Raw genomic sequence first — 16,380 nt, forward strand, 5'->3', positions numbered from 1 at the left:
GCCTCACTGTGCTGGACGCGGCGCACCGCTCCCCGGTGCGCCGCCCGGCACCACCGCCGCCTCCAGCAACGACAACGTTCTCTGCTCCGCATCCAGAGCCACGCGAATCCCCACCGGCATGGGCAGGTTCGGCCCTGCGTGTCCGATCTCAATGTTCCCCAGCACCGGGATATCGCGGTCCCCGAGCACGTCCAGGACGATCTCCTTGAGCGTCGGCGACGCGTCCGGCGTTTCGAGTCCCTCGATCGCGTGCGGCACCCCCACCACCATGCCCGCGATCCGATCGAGGATCCCGGCGTGCCGCATCACCTGTAGATAGCTCCAGACATACGCCGCCTGGCCGCCCATCTCTTCCCAGAACAGCACCGCCCCGTCAAACCATTCGCGCGGCAGCGCATAAGACGTCGCCTGCGCCAGCACAATGCGATTGATCACCCCACCGATCAGCCGCCCTTCCGCCCGCCCCTCCCGCCAGCATTCCCATTCCCCACTGGCGGGTAGCTCACCAATCGCTTCCGTCCCGCTCAGCACCTTCTTGTAGAGCTCCCTCAACTCCGCCCTATGCCCCTCCGACACCCTCTGCCAGTACCCGCCCAGCCCCGGCGTGGCCAGGTCGGCATGAAACCCCACCAGTCCCGTCCGCGCGTAAAGCACCAGATGTAGCAACGAGATGTCGCTGTACCCCAGTATCGGCTTCGGGTCGGCCTTGATCGCCTCAACGTCAATCAGATCCAGATACCCCAGCGCCGTCTGGCCCCCATCGTGCGCGATGATCGCTCGCACCTCCGGATCGCGCAGCAGCCCATTCAGCTCCTCCGCGATCTCCCCCGGCGTAGCCCCACTCCACCACCGCCCACGCCCCACCTCCAGCAACGGCGCCCGCCGCACCCTGAACCCCATCCCCTCAAGCTCCGCCACCGCCAGCTCCAGATCCGGCTCGTACCTGACGTGGAGCGGTCCCGACAACGAGGCGATGACAACCAGATCTCCAGGCCTCAGAGCCCGAGGCCGAAGCAGTTGAGGCAGCGCAGCACCATTCACCGACGCAGTGTCCCCACCGCCTCTACACCACGCCACACATTTACCGGCCGAAGGACGAGGGGCGAGGAGCGAGGAGCGCGGGGCAGGGGGCGAGGGACAGGGGGCGAGGGACAAAGGACACCGCGACTTACGCACCAACGTGACCACGGACTGACCGGCGGCGGACCAACGAACGCCCCACCTGACGCACGCACCTACGGATCCCAACCACGGTGTCGGGTGGCAAGGCCGCGACGGCACACAGGAGTCATTGGCGAAGGATTCGGCCGTCGCGGCCGCGGCAGCGGATCACCAGCACGAGGGTCTGTGAGACGGCGAGCCATTGGGCGAGGAGGTGTCGATACAACCCCAGAACGGGGCTTTTCGCTTGATCCGGCCGGGTGGTGCGGTGCGGTTGTGGAGTTAGAAGGGTGGTTCCTCCACCGGATCCGGTTTCGTGGTGTAGGTCTGACCCCACCGAGTCTGGATCGTCGTAGTCCCGTCGTCGGCGATGACGACTTTCGCATTGGTGGCGTGTTTGTAGCGATGGTGCCTGCGGTCCAACGGCCCCAGGTTGGTCCCGGTGGTTGTGCCTTCGGGCCATGCGATTGCGTGGTCGATGTCGCAGGACCGTGAGGGGTGGGAGCAACACGGCATCACGCACGTCCGGTGCCGGGTGCGGATGAAGCGGTCCACGTCTGCCTTGGGGCGGTAGATCCCTGGGCTGTACTCCAGCAGTTGGCCGGCGGGGTCGGTCAACAACCGGTGGAACAGTGTGCCGGGGTGGGTCATGAGGTCGCGGACGACATCAGCGGGGAGCAGCTGGCCGGTGTCGAGTTGGCCGGGCCGGTCATCAACACCAAGCAGAGCGGTGATCGGCACGGTGACCTGAATGAGCGCCTTGGAGCCGGCGCTCTGGGGTTCCTGCAACACCAGGGAGGCCAGGACGTCGGCACGGATGGCGTCCATCGAGCGGCCGTTTTTAGGTTCTTGACGCGCCAACCGATCGACCTTCGCGTACATGGCCTGCGCGACCTCCACGGGCTGCTCGCACTTGAGGACGGCCATGCCGTCGTCAAGGTCGTAGATCACGACCGAGCGGTCCCGACGACGCTCCGCGCACCGCTGGGCATGCCCGGCCGGATCCGCCCGCTGCAACCGACCCTGCACCGACCGGCGAAGCTGTTGGCAGCAGCGGCCTGCGGCGGTCTCCAAGGTCTTAGCGACGGCTTTCTGCGCCACCTCACGACTGTAGTGCTCGGTGGGGTCGACCAGACCGTGAGCGGACCATTCACTGATCACCCCGGCTTCCATGGCCTCCACCACATCAGGGAACACGGTGGCTACACGGGTGGCCCAGGTGACCAGTGAGGAGGCGGTGGAGGAGGACAGCTGTAGGGCCATGCCGATGTCACGGTCGGCCCATTCGTCGACGTTCAACTCGGCGATCAACCGTAGTCGCTCGGCTTGAGTCTTACGAATAACACGCTCGCATTCGATCAAGCGAGCGACTTTCTCTTCCATGCCAGCAATTCTACGCCCGCCAACGACCGTAAGAGTCACACGATAGAGTGGGAAACCATTGCCAGGAAACGAATCCGTCGGTGCCACGGCGACAATCCGCCGTGGCGCCGACAGGATGTCACGCCCAGGGAGAACTGACCTGCCAGGTGGTGTCGTCGGCCCACAAGGACGTGGTGTCCCAGGGGTTGCTGCCGCCGTTGTGCGCTATGTACACAGTGGCGTTGTAGTGCCGGATGTAGTACCCGGGATAGTTGTAGGACTGGAAAGAGGTGTACTGCCCGGTGTTCCCGGTCGCCGGACAGAAGGTGGCGTCCTGGGCCATGAGGGAGCTGCCGTCGAAGGGCTGGCGGTGCAGCTGGTAGTTGGAGTGCCGGAGGTAGTCGCCGGGGTAGTTCTTGGACTCGAAGGAGACGCAGGAGCTGTTGGCGAGCCCGGGGCGGATGATCCAGGTGGCGTCGTTGCGGTCCAGGTCGGAACTGCTGGACGAGATCACGGAAGTGATGGCGTCGCCGCCGGAGTGCCGGATGTACCGGGTGGTGCAGCACGCGGTGGTGGCCCGCAGGGAAATGGACGAGCCGGGGGTGAGGGTGCCGCCGGGGACGCCGTTGGAGCCGCCGTAGCCGGCCGCGACGATGTTGGCCTGGACGGCGTTGTCGGCGGCGTCGGTGGGAACGCCGGCGGTCATGACGCCCTCGAAGAAGGAGCCGACGTCGGCGTTGCTGTTGTCACCACCGGTGCCGAGGACGATGGCGCCTTCCTGGTGCATGGGGGAGTAGCCGGTCTTCACGGTGGGCTCGGAGCCGGAGTAGGTGGTGGTGAGCCCACCGGTCTGGGCGTTGGCCCGCTTCAGCGCGAAATGGTTCTGGCCGTTGTTGTTCAGCATCGCGGTGACGAACGGGATGATGCCGGGGCCGGGGTCGGACGCCTGGGTGCCGGTGTTGGACTGGTAGAGACCGTTCTCCAGGTCGGCGGCGACCCACGGCCCACCGGAGCTGTTGCAGCCGCCGAACTCACAGCGAAGGCCCAGGTACACGGCGTCCATATGACCGTTGCCGGTGTCCTGGTTGTTGGTCTCGGCGTTGCCGTAGTCGAAGCAGCAGCCGCCGTTGACGTGCGTGGCGGAGGCGACCATGTACATGCCCTCGGGCTGGCCGTTCACGGCGACGCCGCTGGTGGAGTTGTCCCGGTAGCCCATGCCGGAGGAAATCTCGACGCCGTAGGCGGTGTGGCCGCCGACGCTCACCGGCAGCGCGTTGGCCGGGGAGCCGACGTCGGCGTTGCCGGCCCCGCCCGCGCCCTCGATGGTGAGATCGTTGTGCCGGGGCGACTGGTCGAAGATCTCGTTGATGATGCACGTCGAGTTGAGGCAGAAGGAGTCCTGCGCGGCGGCGTTGGCGATGCCGCCGGGGCTGAGCAGCCCGATGTTGAGCAGCGCGCCGTCGGCCCGTTTGACCTGGTACAGCGGACCGTTGTAGGCGGCGTAGAGGGCTCGGATGGTGCTGTGCGCGCCGACGCAGGGGGTGCCGGCCGAGCCGTAGATGTCGCACGGCTGTGAGGTGGCGGCCTGTGCGGGCGTCACGGCGACGAACAGGCCGGCCAGCACCGCGGCGATGGACAGGAAGATTGTTCGCAAGCGTGTCATGGGCAGGGGCTCCTGTTCAGCTTGCCGGCTCCAGCCGCCAGAGATGGTCGGCGGTGCCGTTGTCGTGGAACTGGACCACTGAAGCGCTGTCGGATGTGGACATTCCGGCTACGCCGAGCAGTAGGCCGCTGTTGGCGTTGCGGATCTGGAACTGGCCGCCGCCGGTGTCGATCAGGCTCCACAGGTGGTCGGCGGTCCCGTTGTCGTGGAACTGGACAATCTGTGCGCTGTCCGATGTGGACATACCGGACACGCCCAGCAGCAGGCCGCTGTTGATGTTCTGGATCTTGTACTGGCCGCCGCCGGCCGGCACGAGCCGCCACAGATGGTCAGCGGTGCCGTTGTCATGGAACTGGACCACGGACGCGCCATCCGAAGTGGACATTCCCGAGACGCCCATCAAGAGGCCGCTGTTGACGTTCTGGATATGGAACACGGGCTGGCCCCACACCTCGAACTCCTGCAGGCCCCAGCCGGTTCCGCCACCTCGGTTGGGCGCCACCACCCGCAATCGGTTGGTGTTCAACGCGGGGAAGGTGATCTCATCGCCCGCACGGCTCTGTCCGGGCACGGTGGCCCAGCCGTTGCCGGTGTCGTACTGGAGATCGTAGGACGTGGGTGTGCGGACTCCGCCACCGTCGTCGTAGAAGTACAGGCGGACGTCGCTCACCGTGATCTTGCGTTGGAAGTCGACGCCGTAGTAGTCGCTGGCGTTGGGGGAGTTGTAGCTGGTCCAGCGGCTGTTCTCGGGAATGCCGGTGCGGTAGACGATGCCGTCGATGGCGTTCCACGGGTTGTCGTACGGCGAGGTGTAGGACGCGAACGGTTGCGGACCGTAGGTGAAGCGCTGGCCGTTGGCGGCGAGGTCGACCGGGCCGTGAGACTGTGTGACAGCTGGCCCGACCGGCACGGTCACCGCGCCCAGAACCGGTGAGGAGGCGGCCAGGTGGCCGTCGACATAGACGTGCAGGCCAGCGCCCTGGCCGTAGCGGGAGCCGGTGCGGTCCCACAGCACGGTGACATTGTGCCCGTGGTACGGGGTGTTCTCCAGCGCGAAGTAGTCCCAAGTGGACGGAGCCAGGGGCTTGACCGTCAGCGTGGAGCCGGCCTGGCCGCGCAGGCCGATCAGGCCGGAGATGACGTTGTCGTTGAAGGTGGAGTGGTTGTAGTCCTCGCTGTGGTTGGTTGAATCGTAGATCCAATTGCCCTGGTCGGGATCATGCGCCTCGGCCACGTACGGCTGCCCGTTGCGGTACTGCGTAGCGGCATAGGTGTGCAGCATCGACACATAATCAGCGGCCGAGAGGACGTTCTGCGCCGGGTAGTCGTCGAGCAGGTTCGCGACGCCGGTCAGCGTCTGCGACGTCTCGTACGGCCACGACGGCCCGTCCCAGCGACAGCACTGGGCGGCTTCGTGCATGAACCACTGGCTGCGCCGCTCGGTGGTCGTCGGCCCGTAGACCGCGGCGAAACCGTTGGGGTCCTTCAACTGCGCGAAGGCCGGGGAATCGCCAGCCGCCGGCATGTCGAACATCCACGGCACGAAGCCCATCTCCTCACGCGTGTCCAGCAGCGCGTGCGAGGGGTTGTTGTCCCGTGGCATGTCGTAGAAGAACTGGCGCGACGGATCCCACAGGTGGGACTGCATGGCGGTCTGCAACGACGAAGCCCGACCAACGAAGTCCGAGGCCGTCGCCGTGTCGCCGGTCAACGACGCGATCTGGGCGATGGCCATGGCGTCGCCGTACTGGTAGGCGTTGATGGTCGGCCGGAACCCGGCGCCGCCGTGGTAGGGGTCGCTGGACTCGTACGAGGACGGCGAGAACTCGGTGGCGTCCCACACCGGCACCTGCCAGTACAGGCCCAGACTGCTGTCGAAGTGGTTGGCCCAGCCGTTGTACTGCCGGATCAGGGCCTGCTGCTCGCCGGTGGTGAAGCCGGCGTCGCCGGCGGCGAGGTACTGCTGCCAGACGGCGCTGGCGGCCCAGAAGCTGTACTCGTGGGCCCAGTCGCCGGTGTCCGGGTTGACGGCGTCGGTGCGGGGCTTGGGGAACTGGCCCGGGCCGTTGAGCCAGTAGTCGATGTCGTCCTTGGTGTACTGCTGGTCGCGCAGCCAGCGGCCCTCGGTGATCTGGTGCCCGGCGGCCGCCACCACGCCGCCGTACGGGGCCCCGTAGCTGACCGGCTGGAGGAATTCGTTGGACAGCCAGCCGTACTCCGGCCCGGTGTAGACCAGATGCTCCTTGTAGGTCTGCCAACGGTAGTAGTACACGGACTGGATCTGCTGGTCGGGGACCTCCAGGAACGGGATGTTGGCCTCGTACCAGCCCGGGTCCTCGACCGGCCCGAACAGGGCCGAGTGGTTGAGGAAGGAGGTCGCCGCGGCCGATCCGCCGACGGCGGAGGCGGTCGGCGCGGCGACGGCCAGCATCACCGCGGCGGTCGCCGCGGCCCACCACCTCCGCCGCATGGTCAGTGCCTCCCGGCGCGCAGGGCCAGCAGCGAGAACATGCCGCCGACCACCGGTCGTGCCTGGAAACCCGACTGGCGGGCGGAGATCGTGTCGTAGAGGTCGGTGAACGGGACCCGGCTGGCGCTGGTGGTGACGAAGTCGTAGACGTCGCTGATGAACGCGTCCCGGACCGCGGGGTGGTCATGCTGCCAGCCGGCCGTCCACAGGGCCCAGTCGGCCTTGGTGTAGGAGTGCCGGAGGTCGAGCGGGGTGCCGAACTGGTTGCGGTTGGCCAGGTAGAACGCGCCCTCTTCGGCCGTCACCGCGGCCGGCACGAGGTTCAGCCCGAGCAGGGCGTCGGCGAATCCGTTGTACTTCAGGCTCCACGTGCCGGACATGTCGTACGCGAGCTTGAGCTGGCCGGTGGTGTCGGTCGCCTTCGTCCGCCACTGTCCAATGTAGTCAGACGCCACACCCTGGTAGTGCGTGGCGTCGGCGGTGTTGCCGGCCGCCGTGGCCAGCTTGGCCATCGCGCCGATGGCGATGATGCCCTTCAGAGCCAGGTTGGCGCTGTGCGCGATGAAGCCGGTGAAGTCGTCGGTCTGGTTCTGGTAGCCGGGATCCAGCGCGTTGTCGACGAGGTAGTCGGCCCACTGCTTGAGGATGGCGTAGTGGCCGGTGACTCCGGCGGCCGCGGCCATGATCAGCATGTTGGCCGATTCCTCGACCGGCATGTCCTCCTCGTTGCCGTCGTTGTGCCCGCTGGCGTTGGGGTAGCTGGAGCCCAGGTCGTGCTCGGCGAAGGTCTTGGGCCAGCCGCCGGTCTCGGCGTAGTCCAGCACCGGTTCCAGCAGCAGGCGCAGGTACTGCGGGTCGAGGTAGGCGAACACCGGCATCGCCGGGTACAGCACGTCGATGGTGGAGACGTTGCCGTCGCTGGATATCTCCTTCAGGAACGCCCACGGCTTCCCGTCGCGGACCACCAGCTCCGTGCCGCCGTAGGCCTGTCGCAGGGCCAACGCGCACAGCGCCGCGTACTTGTCGCCACCGGCGGCGCGGGCGTCGGCGGTGATCTTGTTGTCCAGCCGTTCCGACCGGGCGAAGGCCGACGAAGCGTCCGCGTGGAACTCGGCCACCATGGCCGACCAGGAAGGCCAGTACGACATCCACAATGGACTCAACGGCTTGCCGAGGTAGCTTACCGCCGGTGTGCGGAAGTGACCGACGGAGACGACAAACGGTTGCGTGGGACCGCGGACGGCCCCGAGGTCCAGGTTGAGCCCCAGCACTGGCCACCGGTCGCTGATCCGCCGCGGCTGGGCCGTGTCGGACGTTCCCGCCAACTGACCGGCGGCCCCGCGAACCACGGTGTCCTGGCCGATCTGCCAGGTCAGTCCGGCCCGTTCGGGGGTGCTCCAGGTGACGGTGCCCCAGGACGCCATGTCCCCGTTCTCCGCCAGCACACCTGGGCTGGACGGCGTGAACGACAACATCCGCACCCCGCTGGCAGCGGCGGAGTCCCAGCCCACCATGGCGTTGGAGTCGCCGTGGGCCCATTCGGCGCTGATGTCGACGTACAGGCTGACGTGGTGCGACTTGCCGTCCAGACTCCGTGCCCCCATCGAGATGTACGACAGCGGCATCGACTGTCGCCGCAGGTCACCGGGCTCGATCGGGGACATGAAGGTGACGGTGAGTTCGATGCCGCCGCCGTGCAACACGAACCGGGACTGCGTCGGCGTGACGGTCAGGTCGGTCTGGGTCATGGCCCGGGACAGCCCGGGCTGGCCGATGAACAGGTAGGCCACGCCGTCGATCCGGGCGATGCCGGTCATGGCGGTGGTCCGGCCGGTCCAGAAGCCGGCCCACTCGCCGGCCAGGTAGTCGCCGGCCAGCCAGGTGCTCAGGTACGGCGACCGCACCGCCAGCGGCGTGGCCGGCGGACGGAACTTGACAGCACTCGAAGCAGGGGAGGCCTGGGCGGCGGCGGCCGGTAGCAGGGACGACGCCGCCATGGTGAGGCCGGCGGCGCCGGAGAAGCGGAACAGGTCGCGTCGGTCGATGGGCACAGGGGTCTCCCGTACTCGCAGGGGAAAGGGACACCACGTGGCTCTCTGGTTTTACATCGTTGGCACAACGTTGTAAACGCGCCTGTCCAGTTCAAGACACCGGACGGTGAGGTCAGCCCGCGGTGCTTTCCCGAATCGCCAGGGTGAACGGCGTCTGCACGTCCTCGGGCACGAACTCCTCCGACGGCTCGCCGATGCGCCGCTGGATCAGCTCGATCGCGGTCCGGGCGATGGCCACCTTGTCCGGGGCGACGCTGGTCAGGGAGGGGCGGCTGTACGCGCCCTCCTCGGTGTTGTCGAAGCCCACCACCGCGATGTCCTGTGGCACCCGCAGGCCGCGCTCGGCGATGGCCCGCAGCGCGCCGACGGCCAGCAGGTCGTTGAAGCAGAACACCGCGTCCGGCGGTTCGGGCAGGTCGAGCAGGTCGGCCATGGCCGCCGCGCCGTCCTGGCGGTGGTAGTGCAGCGCCGGCCGGACCAGCTCCGGCAGGCCGGCCTCACCCAGCGCCTCCCGGTAGCCGGCCAGCCGTAGCGCCGCCGTGCCGCGATAGGGGTGCGCGCCGATGGCCGCGATGCGCCGGCGTCCGATCTCCACCAGATGGCCGACCGCGGTACGGGCGGCCAGCACGTTGTCGATGGCCACGTGGTCGATGCGCACGTCGACCGAGTGCTCGCCGATCATCACCAGCGGCACCCCCGGGTCCAGCGCGGCGAAGTCCTCCGCGTGCAACGCCTCGGGGCTGATCACCGCCGCGTCGATCAGGTGCGGGCCGAGCGCCTCCAGCACCGTGCGCTCGCCGTCCCGGGTGGCCTGGGTCTGCTCGATCAGCACGTTCCAGCCCTGCTCGCGGGCGGCCGTGATGACCAGCCCGGCCAGCTCCCCGAAGTAGGGAATGCCCAGCTCCGGCACCACCAGCGCGATGAACCCGGTGCGGCCCCGGCGCAGGTTGCGGGCCCCGATGTTCGGCCGGTACCCGGTGGCGGCCAGCGCCTCCTCGACCCGCCGGCGGTTCTCGGGCCTCACGAACGAGTAGCCGTTGACCACGTTGGACGCCGTCTTGACCGACACGCCCGCCATCCGGGCCACGTCCCTCAGCGTCACGGCCATGTCCCCAGTCCTCCGATCTTTCCCCCGCCGACGATAGCGTCACCCCGACGCGCACCAGGGGACAACGTCCTACTTACGGCTGATCCGAGTCCTACCCCAGTCGGACAAACTACCGACCGGGAACCGACGCTTGGCTGGTGTGCCCAGGCGGTGTGCCCAACCAGCATGAAGCGGTGAACTTAAGAACCGCGACCTTGTCGCTGACCTGTGCATCGCTGCTCGCGGTAGGCCTGCCGGCCGCCGCGTCGGCGGCCCCGGATCCGTTCGCCGGCTACGAGAACCAGCAGCTCACCTGGGGCGCGTGCCCCTTCCCGACGTCCACCGGCGCGAAGCCGGCCCAGTGCGCGATGGTGACGGTGCCCCGCGACTGGGCGGCGCCGACCGGGGGCGTGGACATGAAGGTGTCGATCAGCCGGGTGGCGGCCTCGGGCCAGTCGCTGGGCGCGATCCTGGTCAACCCGGGCGGTCCCGGCGGCCAGGGCTCCTCGCTGGCCGGCGCGCTGGCCGGGTTGGAGCCGACCGTCAGCGCCCGCTACGACTTCATCGGCATGGACCCGCGCGGCACCGGCCACGAGGGCGTGACCACGGCCGACGGCGGCGACCCGGTGCTGTGCCAGGTGCCGACCGGCCGGCTGCCGCAGGGATTGCTGGACGCCCGCGACCGGTCGGCGGCGAGCATCGCCGACCACCAGAAGGTGCCGCAGGCGATCGCCGAGGCGTGCCAGAGCGTCGCCGAGTCGCCGTTCCTGTCGACCTGGCAGACCGCCCACGACATGGAGCTGATCCGGCAGCTGCTGGGCCAGGCCAAGCTGAACTACCTCGGCTACTCCTACGGCTCGTGGCTCGGCGCCAAGTACGCCTCGCTGTTCCCGGGCAGCGCCGGCAAGATCGTGCTGGACTCCAGCGTGAACTGGCAGGGCCGGCTGCAGGCCGACTTCGAGGACTTCCCGATCATCGACCAGCGGCAGTTCGACCAGGTGTACGTGCCGTGGCTGACCCGCACCGCGCCGGACGTCTTCGGCGCCACTCCCGCCGCGGTGCAACAGAAGTGGGAGCAGGTCCGCGACTACTACAAGTCGCAGGGCATCGCCCCGGACCGCTTCAACGGCCTTTTTGTCGGCATGGGCAGCAAGTTCGCCTGGCTGAGTGCCACCGCGATCTTCGAGGCCGGGGTCAAGGCGCTGGGCGGCAATGCCTCCGCGCCCGCCGACCTTCAGTCCCAGTTGGACACCAGGTTCGGCAAGCCGGTCGCCGCGCTGACCGTCGCCGACGTCAAGGCCGCGACCACGCCCGACTACGCCGCCGTCGAGGACGTGCGATACGCCGTGGCCTGCGGCGACCAGCCGACCAAGTCCACCGCCTGGTACAAGTCGCTCAGCGACCGTCAGGGTCCGAACAATCCGCTGTTCGGCTGGGCCTACGGTCTCGGCGAGGTGTGTGGCCCCTGGTCCGACGCGCCGCGCCAGACGCTGCCCAACCTGCCGGCGTCCGTGGCCAAGAACGTCCTTGTGGTGCAAGGGGAGTTCGACCCGCAGACCGGCTACGACCAGGCCCACGCCGCCGTCGCCGCCGCTCCCGGCGTCAGCCTGATCTCCGTCGACGACTCGCCGTACCACGGGCAGTACGCCCTCACGGCCAACCCCTGCGTCGACGGCATGGTCAACGTGTTCCTGCTGCAGAACTCCCGCCCCGGCAGCAGCGTCTGCCCCGGCGTGCCGCTGATCGGCGAGACCCAGGTCTTCCCGGTCCCCGGCCCGGTGAAGACGCCGCCGTCCGGCACGCGGTCCTTCGCCCCGCAGACCGCGCCGTCGGCGCTGCGTGACCAGGCCCAGGACTTCATCAGCAAGACGAATTCCCTGCGCTGACACCAACTCCTGACGCGCGTCTCCCTGGGGGAGGCGCGCGTCAGGGCGTTTCGAGGAGCTGGGCCAGCGTCTCGGTGTCGCGCAGGTACCGCTCGTAGGGGAAGCCGGCTTCCAGCAGGGCGGTGCGCAGCTCCTCGTAGAGCGGCTTTCCGTTGCTGTGGAACGCCTTGCTGCCGGCTTCGGTGAGGCTGACCAGCCGCCGCCGGGCGTGCTCGGGGTCCTGGCGCACCTCCACCAGACCGTCGGCCTCCAGCGGTCGCAGCGCCCGGCTGATCGCCGGGTCGGACACCGACAGCGCCTCGGCCAGCCGGTGTTGGGTCGTCGGCTGGATGTCCTCCAGCGTGCCCAGCAGCCGCATCTGGCTGTACGTGAGGCCGCCGGGATCGGCGCCACGCCGCCGTGTGGCCTCGGCCAGCAGGAACACCACTCGATGCAACAAGTCAGGAAGCCCGTCGTCCACGGTTCGATCATACATGAATGTTGACTGGTTAATATTAACCATGCAAGACTCGTCGCCGTGAACACGACCTCATACCTCTTGCAGTCCGCGTTTCCCCTGGTCTGGGTGCTGGTGGCCGTCGTCGGCGCACTGATCGCCACCCGGCACAGCCCGTCCCGCGAAGCGCGGCTGGAGACCTGGCAGCGCTGGTGGGCCGCCGGCGCGCTGGGCTGCGGCAGCCTGTGGCTGGTGCTCGCCTTCCTCGGCGCCCCGGAGGTGATGGCCACCGCGATCGGCTTCAACCAGACCCCGTTCGAGTTCGAGATCGCCTTCGCCAACCTCGGACTGGCGGTCATGGGCTTCCGCGCCGCCTCGTCGCACGCCACCGCCCGCGAGCGCGTCACCGTCGGCCTCGGCGCCGGCATGTTCCTGTGGGGCGCGGTGATCGGGCACGTCTACCAGTGGTTCGCCGGCGGCGACCACGCCCCCGGCAACACCGGCGGCGTCCTGATCTGCGACGTGCTCTTCCCCGCCGTCATGATCATCCTCGCCGTCCGCTCGAAGCGACTGGCCGTCGTCCGTCAGCCGGCCCTCGTCTGATGTCCGACAAGCCCAAGTCCGCGGAACGGCTGGTGTTCTTCAGTGACGCCGTCGTGGCCATCGCGCTGACCCTGCTGGTGCTGCCCCTGGTCGACAGCGTCAGCGACGCCCGCAAGGCCGGCCCGATGCCGCCGCTGCCGGAGCTGCTGGCGGACAACCGGTCGGTGATCTTCGGCTTCCTGATCAGCTTCGTGGTGATCGTGCGGCTGTGGATCGTGCACCACCGGGTGTTCGAACAGGTCAAGGCCTACAGCATGTCGCTGGTGATGGTGAACGTGAGCTGGCTGCTCACCGTGGTGTTCCTGCCGTTCCCGACCGAGCTGATCGCCAACTACCCCCTCGACGACCGGCTGGTGCTCATGCTGTACGTCGGCACCCTGTTCGTCAGCAGCGTGTTGCTGGCCGCGATGGTGCGGATCGTGCGCAACGATCCCGAGGTGCGGCGCGCACCGGACGCGGTCTCCGACCGCTGGTGGTTCGACGCGATCACCGGCGCGGTGACGTTCTTCGTGATTCTGGCGCTGGTCACCGCGTTCCCGGTGTTGAGCTACTACACACTTGCACTGTTGTTGGTCCAGCCGCAGATCGTGCGCCTGCGCTACCGCGCCACGGCCAACAAGCACGAACTAGCCGGCGGCCGCCCGCAGTGAGGACGCGAATTCAGTGCCGCGAATACCGGTGAGGATCGGGTTCGTTGCGCCGGCCGCGCGGTAGCGGGCGATGCCGTCCCGCACCTGGGCGACGTCGCCGATGGCACACAAGGCATCGATGAGGTTTTCGCTGATCGTCTGCTCCTGCCGGGGCTGGTCGCCGGTGGCCTCGTCGTAGGCCCGCAGGTCCTCGGCGTAGCCGGCGGCGGCGAACATGCTGCGGTAGAACGGAAGTCCGAAGTAACGGTGCAGCTCCGACCGGATGACGGCCAGCGCTTGTGTTCGATCGGAGCCGGCGGCGACGGGGATCGCCGGCATGACGGCGAAGCCGTCCAGGGTTTTGCCGGCGGCGGCCCGGCCCTTGGCCACCTCGGGCACGACGACATCGCGGACGTAGTCGGCGGGGCAGGCCCAGAGCACGACACCGTCAGCGATCTCCCCGGCCAACCGGAGCATCGCCGGCGACAGCCCGGCCAACAGGACCGGGATGTCGGGCCGGGGCTCGAAAGCCGTGAATCGGAAGGTGGAGTTCCAGCGTTTCCCTTGCGGTGGCTCGGCCCCGGTGAGCAGCGCCCGCACCAGCTCGACGTATTCCCGCATCTCGGGCACCGGCCGGCCGATCTCCTGCCCGTGCCAGCCGCCCATGGTGACCCGGTGCCCGGCGCCGAGCCCGAGCCGGAACCGCCCGCCGGACAGGTCGTCCACGGTGGCCGCGGTCTGGGCCATGGAGGCGGGGGAGCGGTGGTAGATCGGCGCGACGGCGGTGGCCAGGTGCACGCGCTCGGTCACCATCGCCAAACCGGACAACGCGGTGAACGAGTCCCGGGCGGCGATGTGCGAGCAGGTGACAGTGTCGTACCCGAGCTTGTCAGCCAGCTGCGCGAGCGCGGCCATCTCCGGAAACGGCACGGTGGTGGGGATCTGACAGCTCAGCAGCATGGGAAGCGCTCCTTCGGGCGTGGTAGTCGACGAACCAGTCGAGCGCAGAATGGCCGACACGGCCAGGTCACGTCGGGCACGTGCCGTGGCGACGCCTCGTCGCGGATGACGGCCTTGATCCGTAGGACGAGGTCGTCGTCGAGGATCACGTTATCGAAGTAGTCCCAGACGGCGGACCAGAATCAGGCCAGGTCCCGCACCGACCACGACCACAGCGACCAGTAGTCGTGGCCGACCGGTGCGCCGCGGTTCATGGCGCATCAGCGGGCGAAGGCGGCGAGGGCGCTCATGGCCCGACGAGCGGGTTGCGCAGCTCGCCGATGCCCTCGATCGTGCTGACGAGGGTCGTGCCCGGCTTGAGGTAGCGCTGGGGATCGCGGGCCATGCCGACCCCGGACGGGGTGCCGGTGAAGATCAGGTCGCCGGGCAGCAGCGGCAGCACCGCGGACAGCCGGGCCACCAGCTCCGGCACCGAGAAGATCAGGTCCTTGGTCCGCCCGTCCTGGAGGGTTTCGCCGTCCACGGCGCAGCCCAGCGCCAGGTCGTCCGGGTCGCTGAACTCGTCCGGCGTGACCAGGACCGGGCCGATCGGGCTGAACCCGGGATAGGACTTGCCCAGCGAGAACTGCGGCACCGGGCCCGTCAGCTGCACGGCCCGCTCGGACAGGTCCTGCCCGACGGTCAGTCCGGCCACATGCCGCCAAGCGTCCTTTTCGGACACCTGGTAGGCCCGCTCGCCGATCACCGCGACCAGCTCCACCTCCCAGTCGACCTTGTCGCTGGGCAGCGTCACTGTGTCGTAGGGACCGGTGATGCTGCTGGCGAACTTCGTGAACACCGCCGGCGAGGTCGGCGGCTTGGCCACGCCCGCCTCCTCGCTGTGCGCGCGGTAGTTCAGGCCGATGCCGAACACCTGGGCCGGCCACAGTAGCGGCGGCCCGACCTGGGCCGCGGTGAACGGCTCGCCCTCGCCCGGCGACTGCCGGCCGGCCCACGCGGTGAACTCCGGCCAGAGTGGGAAGACCTGGTCCGGGTCGGCGCTGAAGCGGCCGTCGCTGGCCGCCTCCACATCCAGCGCGAGTTCGCCGGAGATCAGTTTCAGCCGGCCGTCGATCCTGCCGATACGCATGGTCTCTCCTTGTCAGCGCGTGCTGTGCGAGCCGGTCATCAGGGCCGCGAGGTCCTCGGGGGTGATGAACGACGGCGGCAGCGGCGGGCCCCAGTTGTAGATGCCCCGAGCACCGTCCACAACGGACGGCTGCCACAGCGCGTCGTCCACGATGCAGTCGAGGTCGCTGTAGTACTCGGAGAAGTTGCCGGCCGGATCCTTGAGGTACCAGAAGAAGTTCGAGCCGATGTGGTGCCGGCCGAGGCCCCACACGTGCCGCTCGGGGTGGTCCTCCAGCATCGCCGTCGCGCCGCGACCCACCTCGTCCACGTCGTCGACCTCCCACGCCGTGTGGTGCAGGAAGTCCACCGGGGCCCGCTGGATCAGGATGTTGTGGTGGTCGGTGGAGCAGCGCAGGAAGCTGGCGATGCTGGGCACGTGGTCGCTGGCCTTGAAACCCAGGCCTTCGGTGAAGAACCGCTGGCTGGCCTCCTGGTCCCGGGAACCGATCACCACGTGGCCGAGCTTGCGCGGCCGCACCTTGTTCTCCCGCTCTACACCCGGCGCGCGGCCGTTGGGTCGGGACGGGCGACCGGGCCCGTTGTAGGGCGCCTGCTCGGCCGGCGTCTGCTCCAGGTGGCCGGCGATCTCCAGGACCACCTCGATGTTCGAGTTCGGGTCCTGCACGCGCAGCGAGGTGTCGTCCCGCTTGCCGGTGGCGTCCAGCCGGGCCAGGCTCGACGCCACCCGGTCGAGGTCGTCCGGGTCCTCCACGCCCACACCCAGCTCCACCAGCCGGCGCAGCGGGGAGTGCACGATCTTCAGCTGCTCGCCGCCGTCCTGGGTGGCGAACCGGGTGCCGTCGCCCACCGGCGTCAGCCCGAAACTCGTGTAGTAGTCGGCGGTCTCCCTCACGTTGGGCACACCGAGGGTGATCGAGGTCAGGCGGTGCAAGCCCATGATT

Annotated in this window: 13 protein-coding genes; 3 read left to right on the forward strand and 10 right to left on the reverse strand. The window is 68.6% G+C overall.

Features of this window, described 5'->3' with window-relative positions:
- Positions 1 to 3: 3 nt before the first annotated feature.
- From JJ691_RS06900 to JJ691_RS06925, 6 genes are all read right to left on the reverse strand, one after another.
- On the reverse strand, positions 4 to 1,281 hold the full coding sequence (locus tag JJ691_RS06900) for a S66 peptidase family protein (protein WP_306291353.1): 1,278 nt from the start codon (positions 1,279 to 1,281) through the stop codon (positions 4 to 6).
- A gap of 162 nt (positions 1,282 to 1,443) precedes the next feature.
- Positions 1,444 to 2,544 (reverse strand): HNH endonuclease signature motif containing protein, encoded by a 1,101-nt coding sequence (locus tag JJ691_RS06905; RefSeq protein WP_211767953.1) that lies wholly within the window; start codon positions 2,542 to 2,544, stop codon positions 1,444 to 1,446.
- A gap of 118 nt (positions 2,545 to 2,662) precedes the next feature.
- Positions 2,663 to 4,186 carry an alpha-L-arabinofuranosidase B gene (locus JJ691_RS06910; RefSeq protein ID WP_211767954.1) on the reverse strand — a complete coding sequence of 508 codons (1,524 nt, stop codon included), beginning with the start codon at positions 4,184 to 4,186 and terminating at the stop codon, positions 2,663 to 2,665.
- Between the two features lie 16 nt (positions 4,187 to 4,202).
- Positions 4,203 to 6,656 (reverse strand): MGH1-like glycoside hydrolase domain-containing protein, encoded by a 2,454-nt coding sequence (locus JJ691_RS06915; RefSeq protein WP_211767955.1) that lies wholly within the window; start codon positions 6,654 to 6,656, stop codon positions 4,203 to 4,205.
- Between the two features lie 2 nt (positions 6,657 to 6,658).
- Entirely contained in the window at positions 6,659 to 8,707 is a 2,049-nt protein-coding gene (locus tag JJ691_RS06920) for a glutaminase family protein (RefSeq protein WP_211767956.1), read from the reverse strand.
- A gap of 112 nt (positions 8,708 to 8,819) precedes the next feature.
- Positions 8,820 to 9,815 carry a LacI family DNA-binding transcriptional regulator gene (locus tag JJ691_RS06925; RefSeq protein ID WP_211767957.1) on the reverse strand — a complete coding sequence of 332 codons (996 nt, stop codon included), beginning with the start codon at positions 9,813 to 9,815 and terminating at the stop codon, positions 8,820 to 8,822.
- A 173-nt stretch (positions 9,816 to 9,988) separates the two neighbouring features.
- On the opposite strand from JJ691_RS06925, the gene JJ691_RS06930 reads away from it, so the two are divergent.
- Entirely contained in the window at positions 9,989 to 11,680 is a 1,692-nt protein-coding gene (locus JJ691_RS06930) for an alpha/beta fold hydrolase (protein WP_249227746.1), read from the forward strand.
- A 40-nt stretch (positions 11,681 to 11,720) separates the two neighbouring features.
- On the opposite strand, the gene JJ691_RS06935 is transcribed toward JJ691_RS06930, so the two are convergent.
- Positions 11,721 to 12,140 carry a MarR family winged helix-turn-helix transcriptional regulator gene (locus JJ691_RS06935; protein WP_249227747.1) on the reverse strand — a complete coding sequence of 140 codons (420 nt, stop codon included), beginning with the start codon at positions 12,138 to 12,140 and terminating at the stop codon, positions 11,721 to 11,723.
- 57 nt (positions 12,141 to 12,197) lie between these two features.
- Here JJ691_RS06935 and JJ691_RS06940 point away from each other — a divergent pair, with 57 nt between their 5' ends.
- The gene (locus tag JJ691_RS06940; RefSeq protein ID WP_211767959.1) at positions 12,198 to 12,719 is read left to right on the forward strand and encodes a DUF6790 family protein; all 522 of its coding nucleotides are present in this window, start codon (positions 12,198 to 12,200) and stop codon (positions 12,717 to 12,719) included.
- Positions 12,719 to 13,369, forward strand: a complete 651-nt coding sequence (locus tag JJ691_RS06945; RefSeq protein WP_211767960.1) for a TMEM175 family protein — start codon at positions 12,719 to 12,721, stop codon at positions 13,367 to 13,369. The genes JJ691_RS06940 and JJ691_RS06945 overlap by 1 nt, the downstream gene beginning before the upstream one ends.
- Here JJ691_RS06945 and JJ691_RS06950 read toward each other — a convergent pair.
- From JJ691_RS06950 to JJ691_RS06960, 3 genes are all read right to left on the reverse strand, one after another.
- The gene (locus JJ691_RS06950; protein ID WP_211767961.1) at positions 13,346 to 14,308 is read right to left on the reverse strand and encodes an LLM class flavin-dependent oxidoreductase; all 963 of its coding nucleotides are present in this window, start codon (positions 14,306 to 14,308) and stop codon (positions 13,346 to 13,348) included. The genes JJ691_RS06945 and JJ691_RS06950 overlap by 24 nt on opposite strands.
- Positions 14,309 to 14,594: 286 nt before the next feature.
- Positions 14,595 to 15,437 carry a fumarylacetoacetate hydrolase family protein gene (locus JJ691_RS06955; RefSeq protein ID WP_211767962.1) on the reverse strand — a complete coding sequence of 281 codons (843 nt, stop codon included), beginning with the start codon at positions 15,435 to 15,437 and terminating at the stop codon, positions 14,595 to 14,597.
- A 12-nt stretch (positions 15,438 to 15,449) separates the two neighbouring features.
- Complete coding sequence (locus JJ691_RS06960; protein WP_211767963.1) at positions 15,450 to 16,376, reverse strand: VOC family protein; 927 nt, start codon at positions 16,374 to 16,376, stop codon at positions 15,450 to 15,452.
- Positions 16,377 to 16,380: the final 4 nt, after the last annotated feature.

The sequence above is a fragment of the Kutzneria sp. CA-103260 genome, assembly GCF_018263855.1.
Taxonomy (GTDB): Bacteria; Actinomycetota; Actinomycetes; order Mycobacteriales; family Pseudonocardiaceae; genus Kutzneria.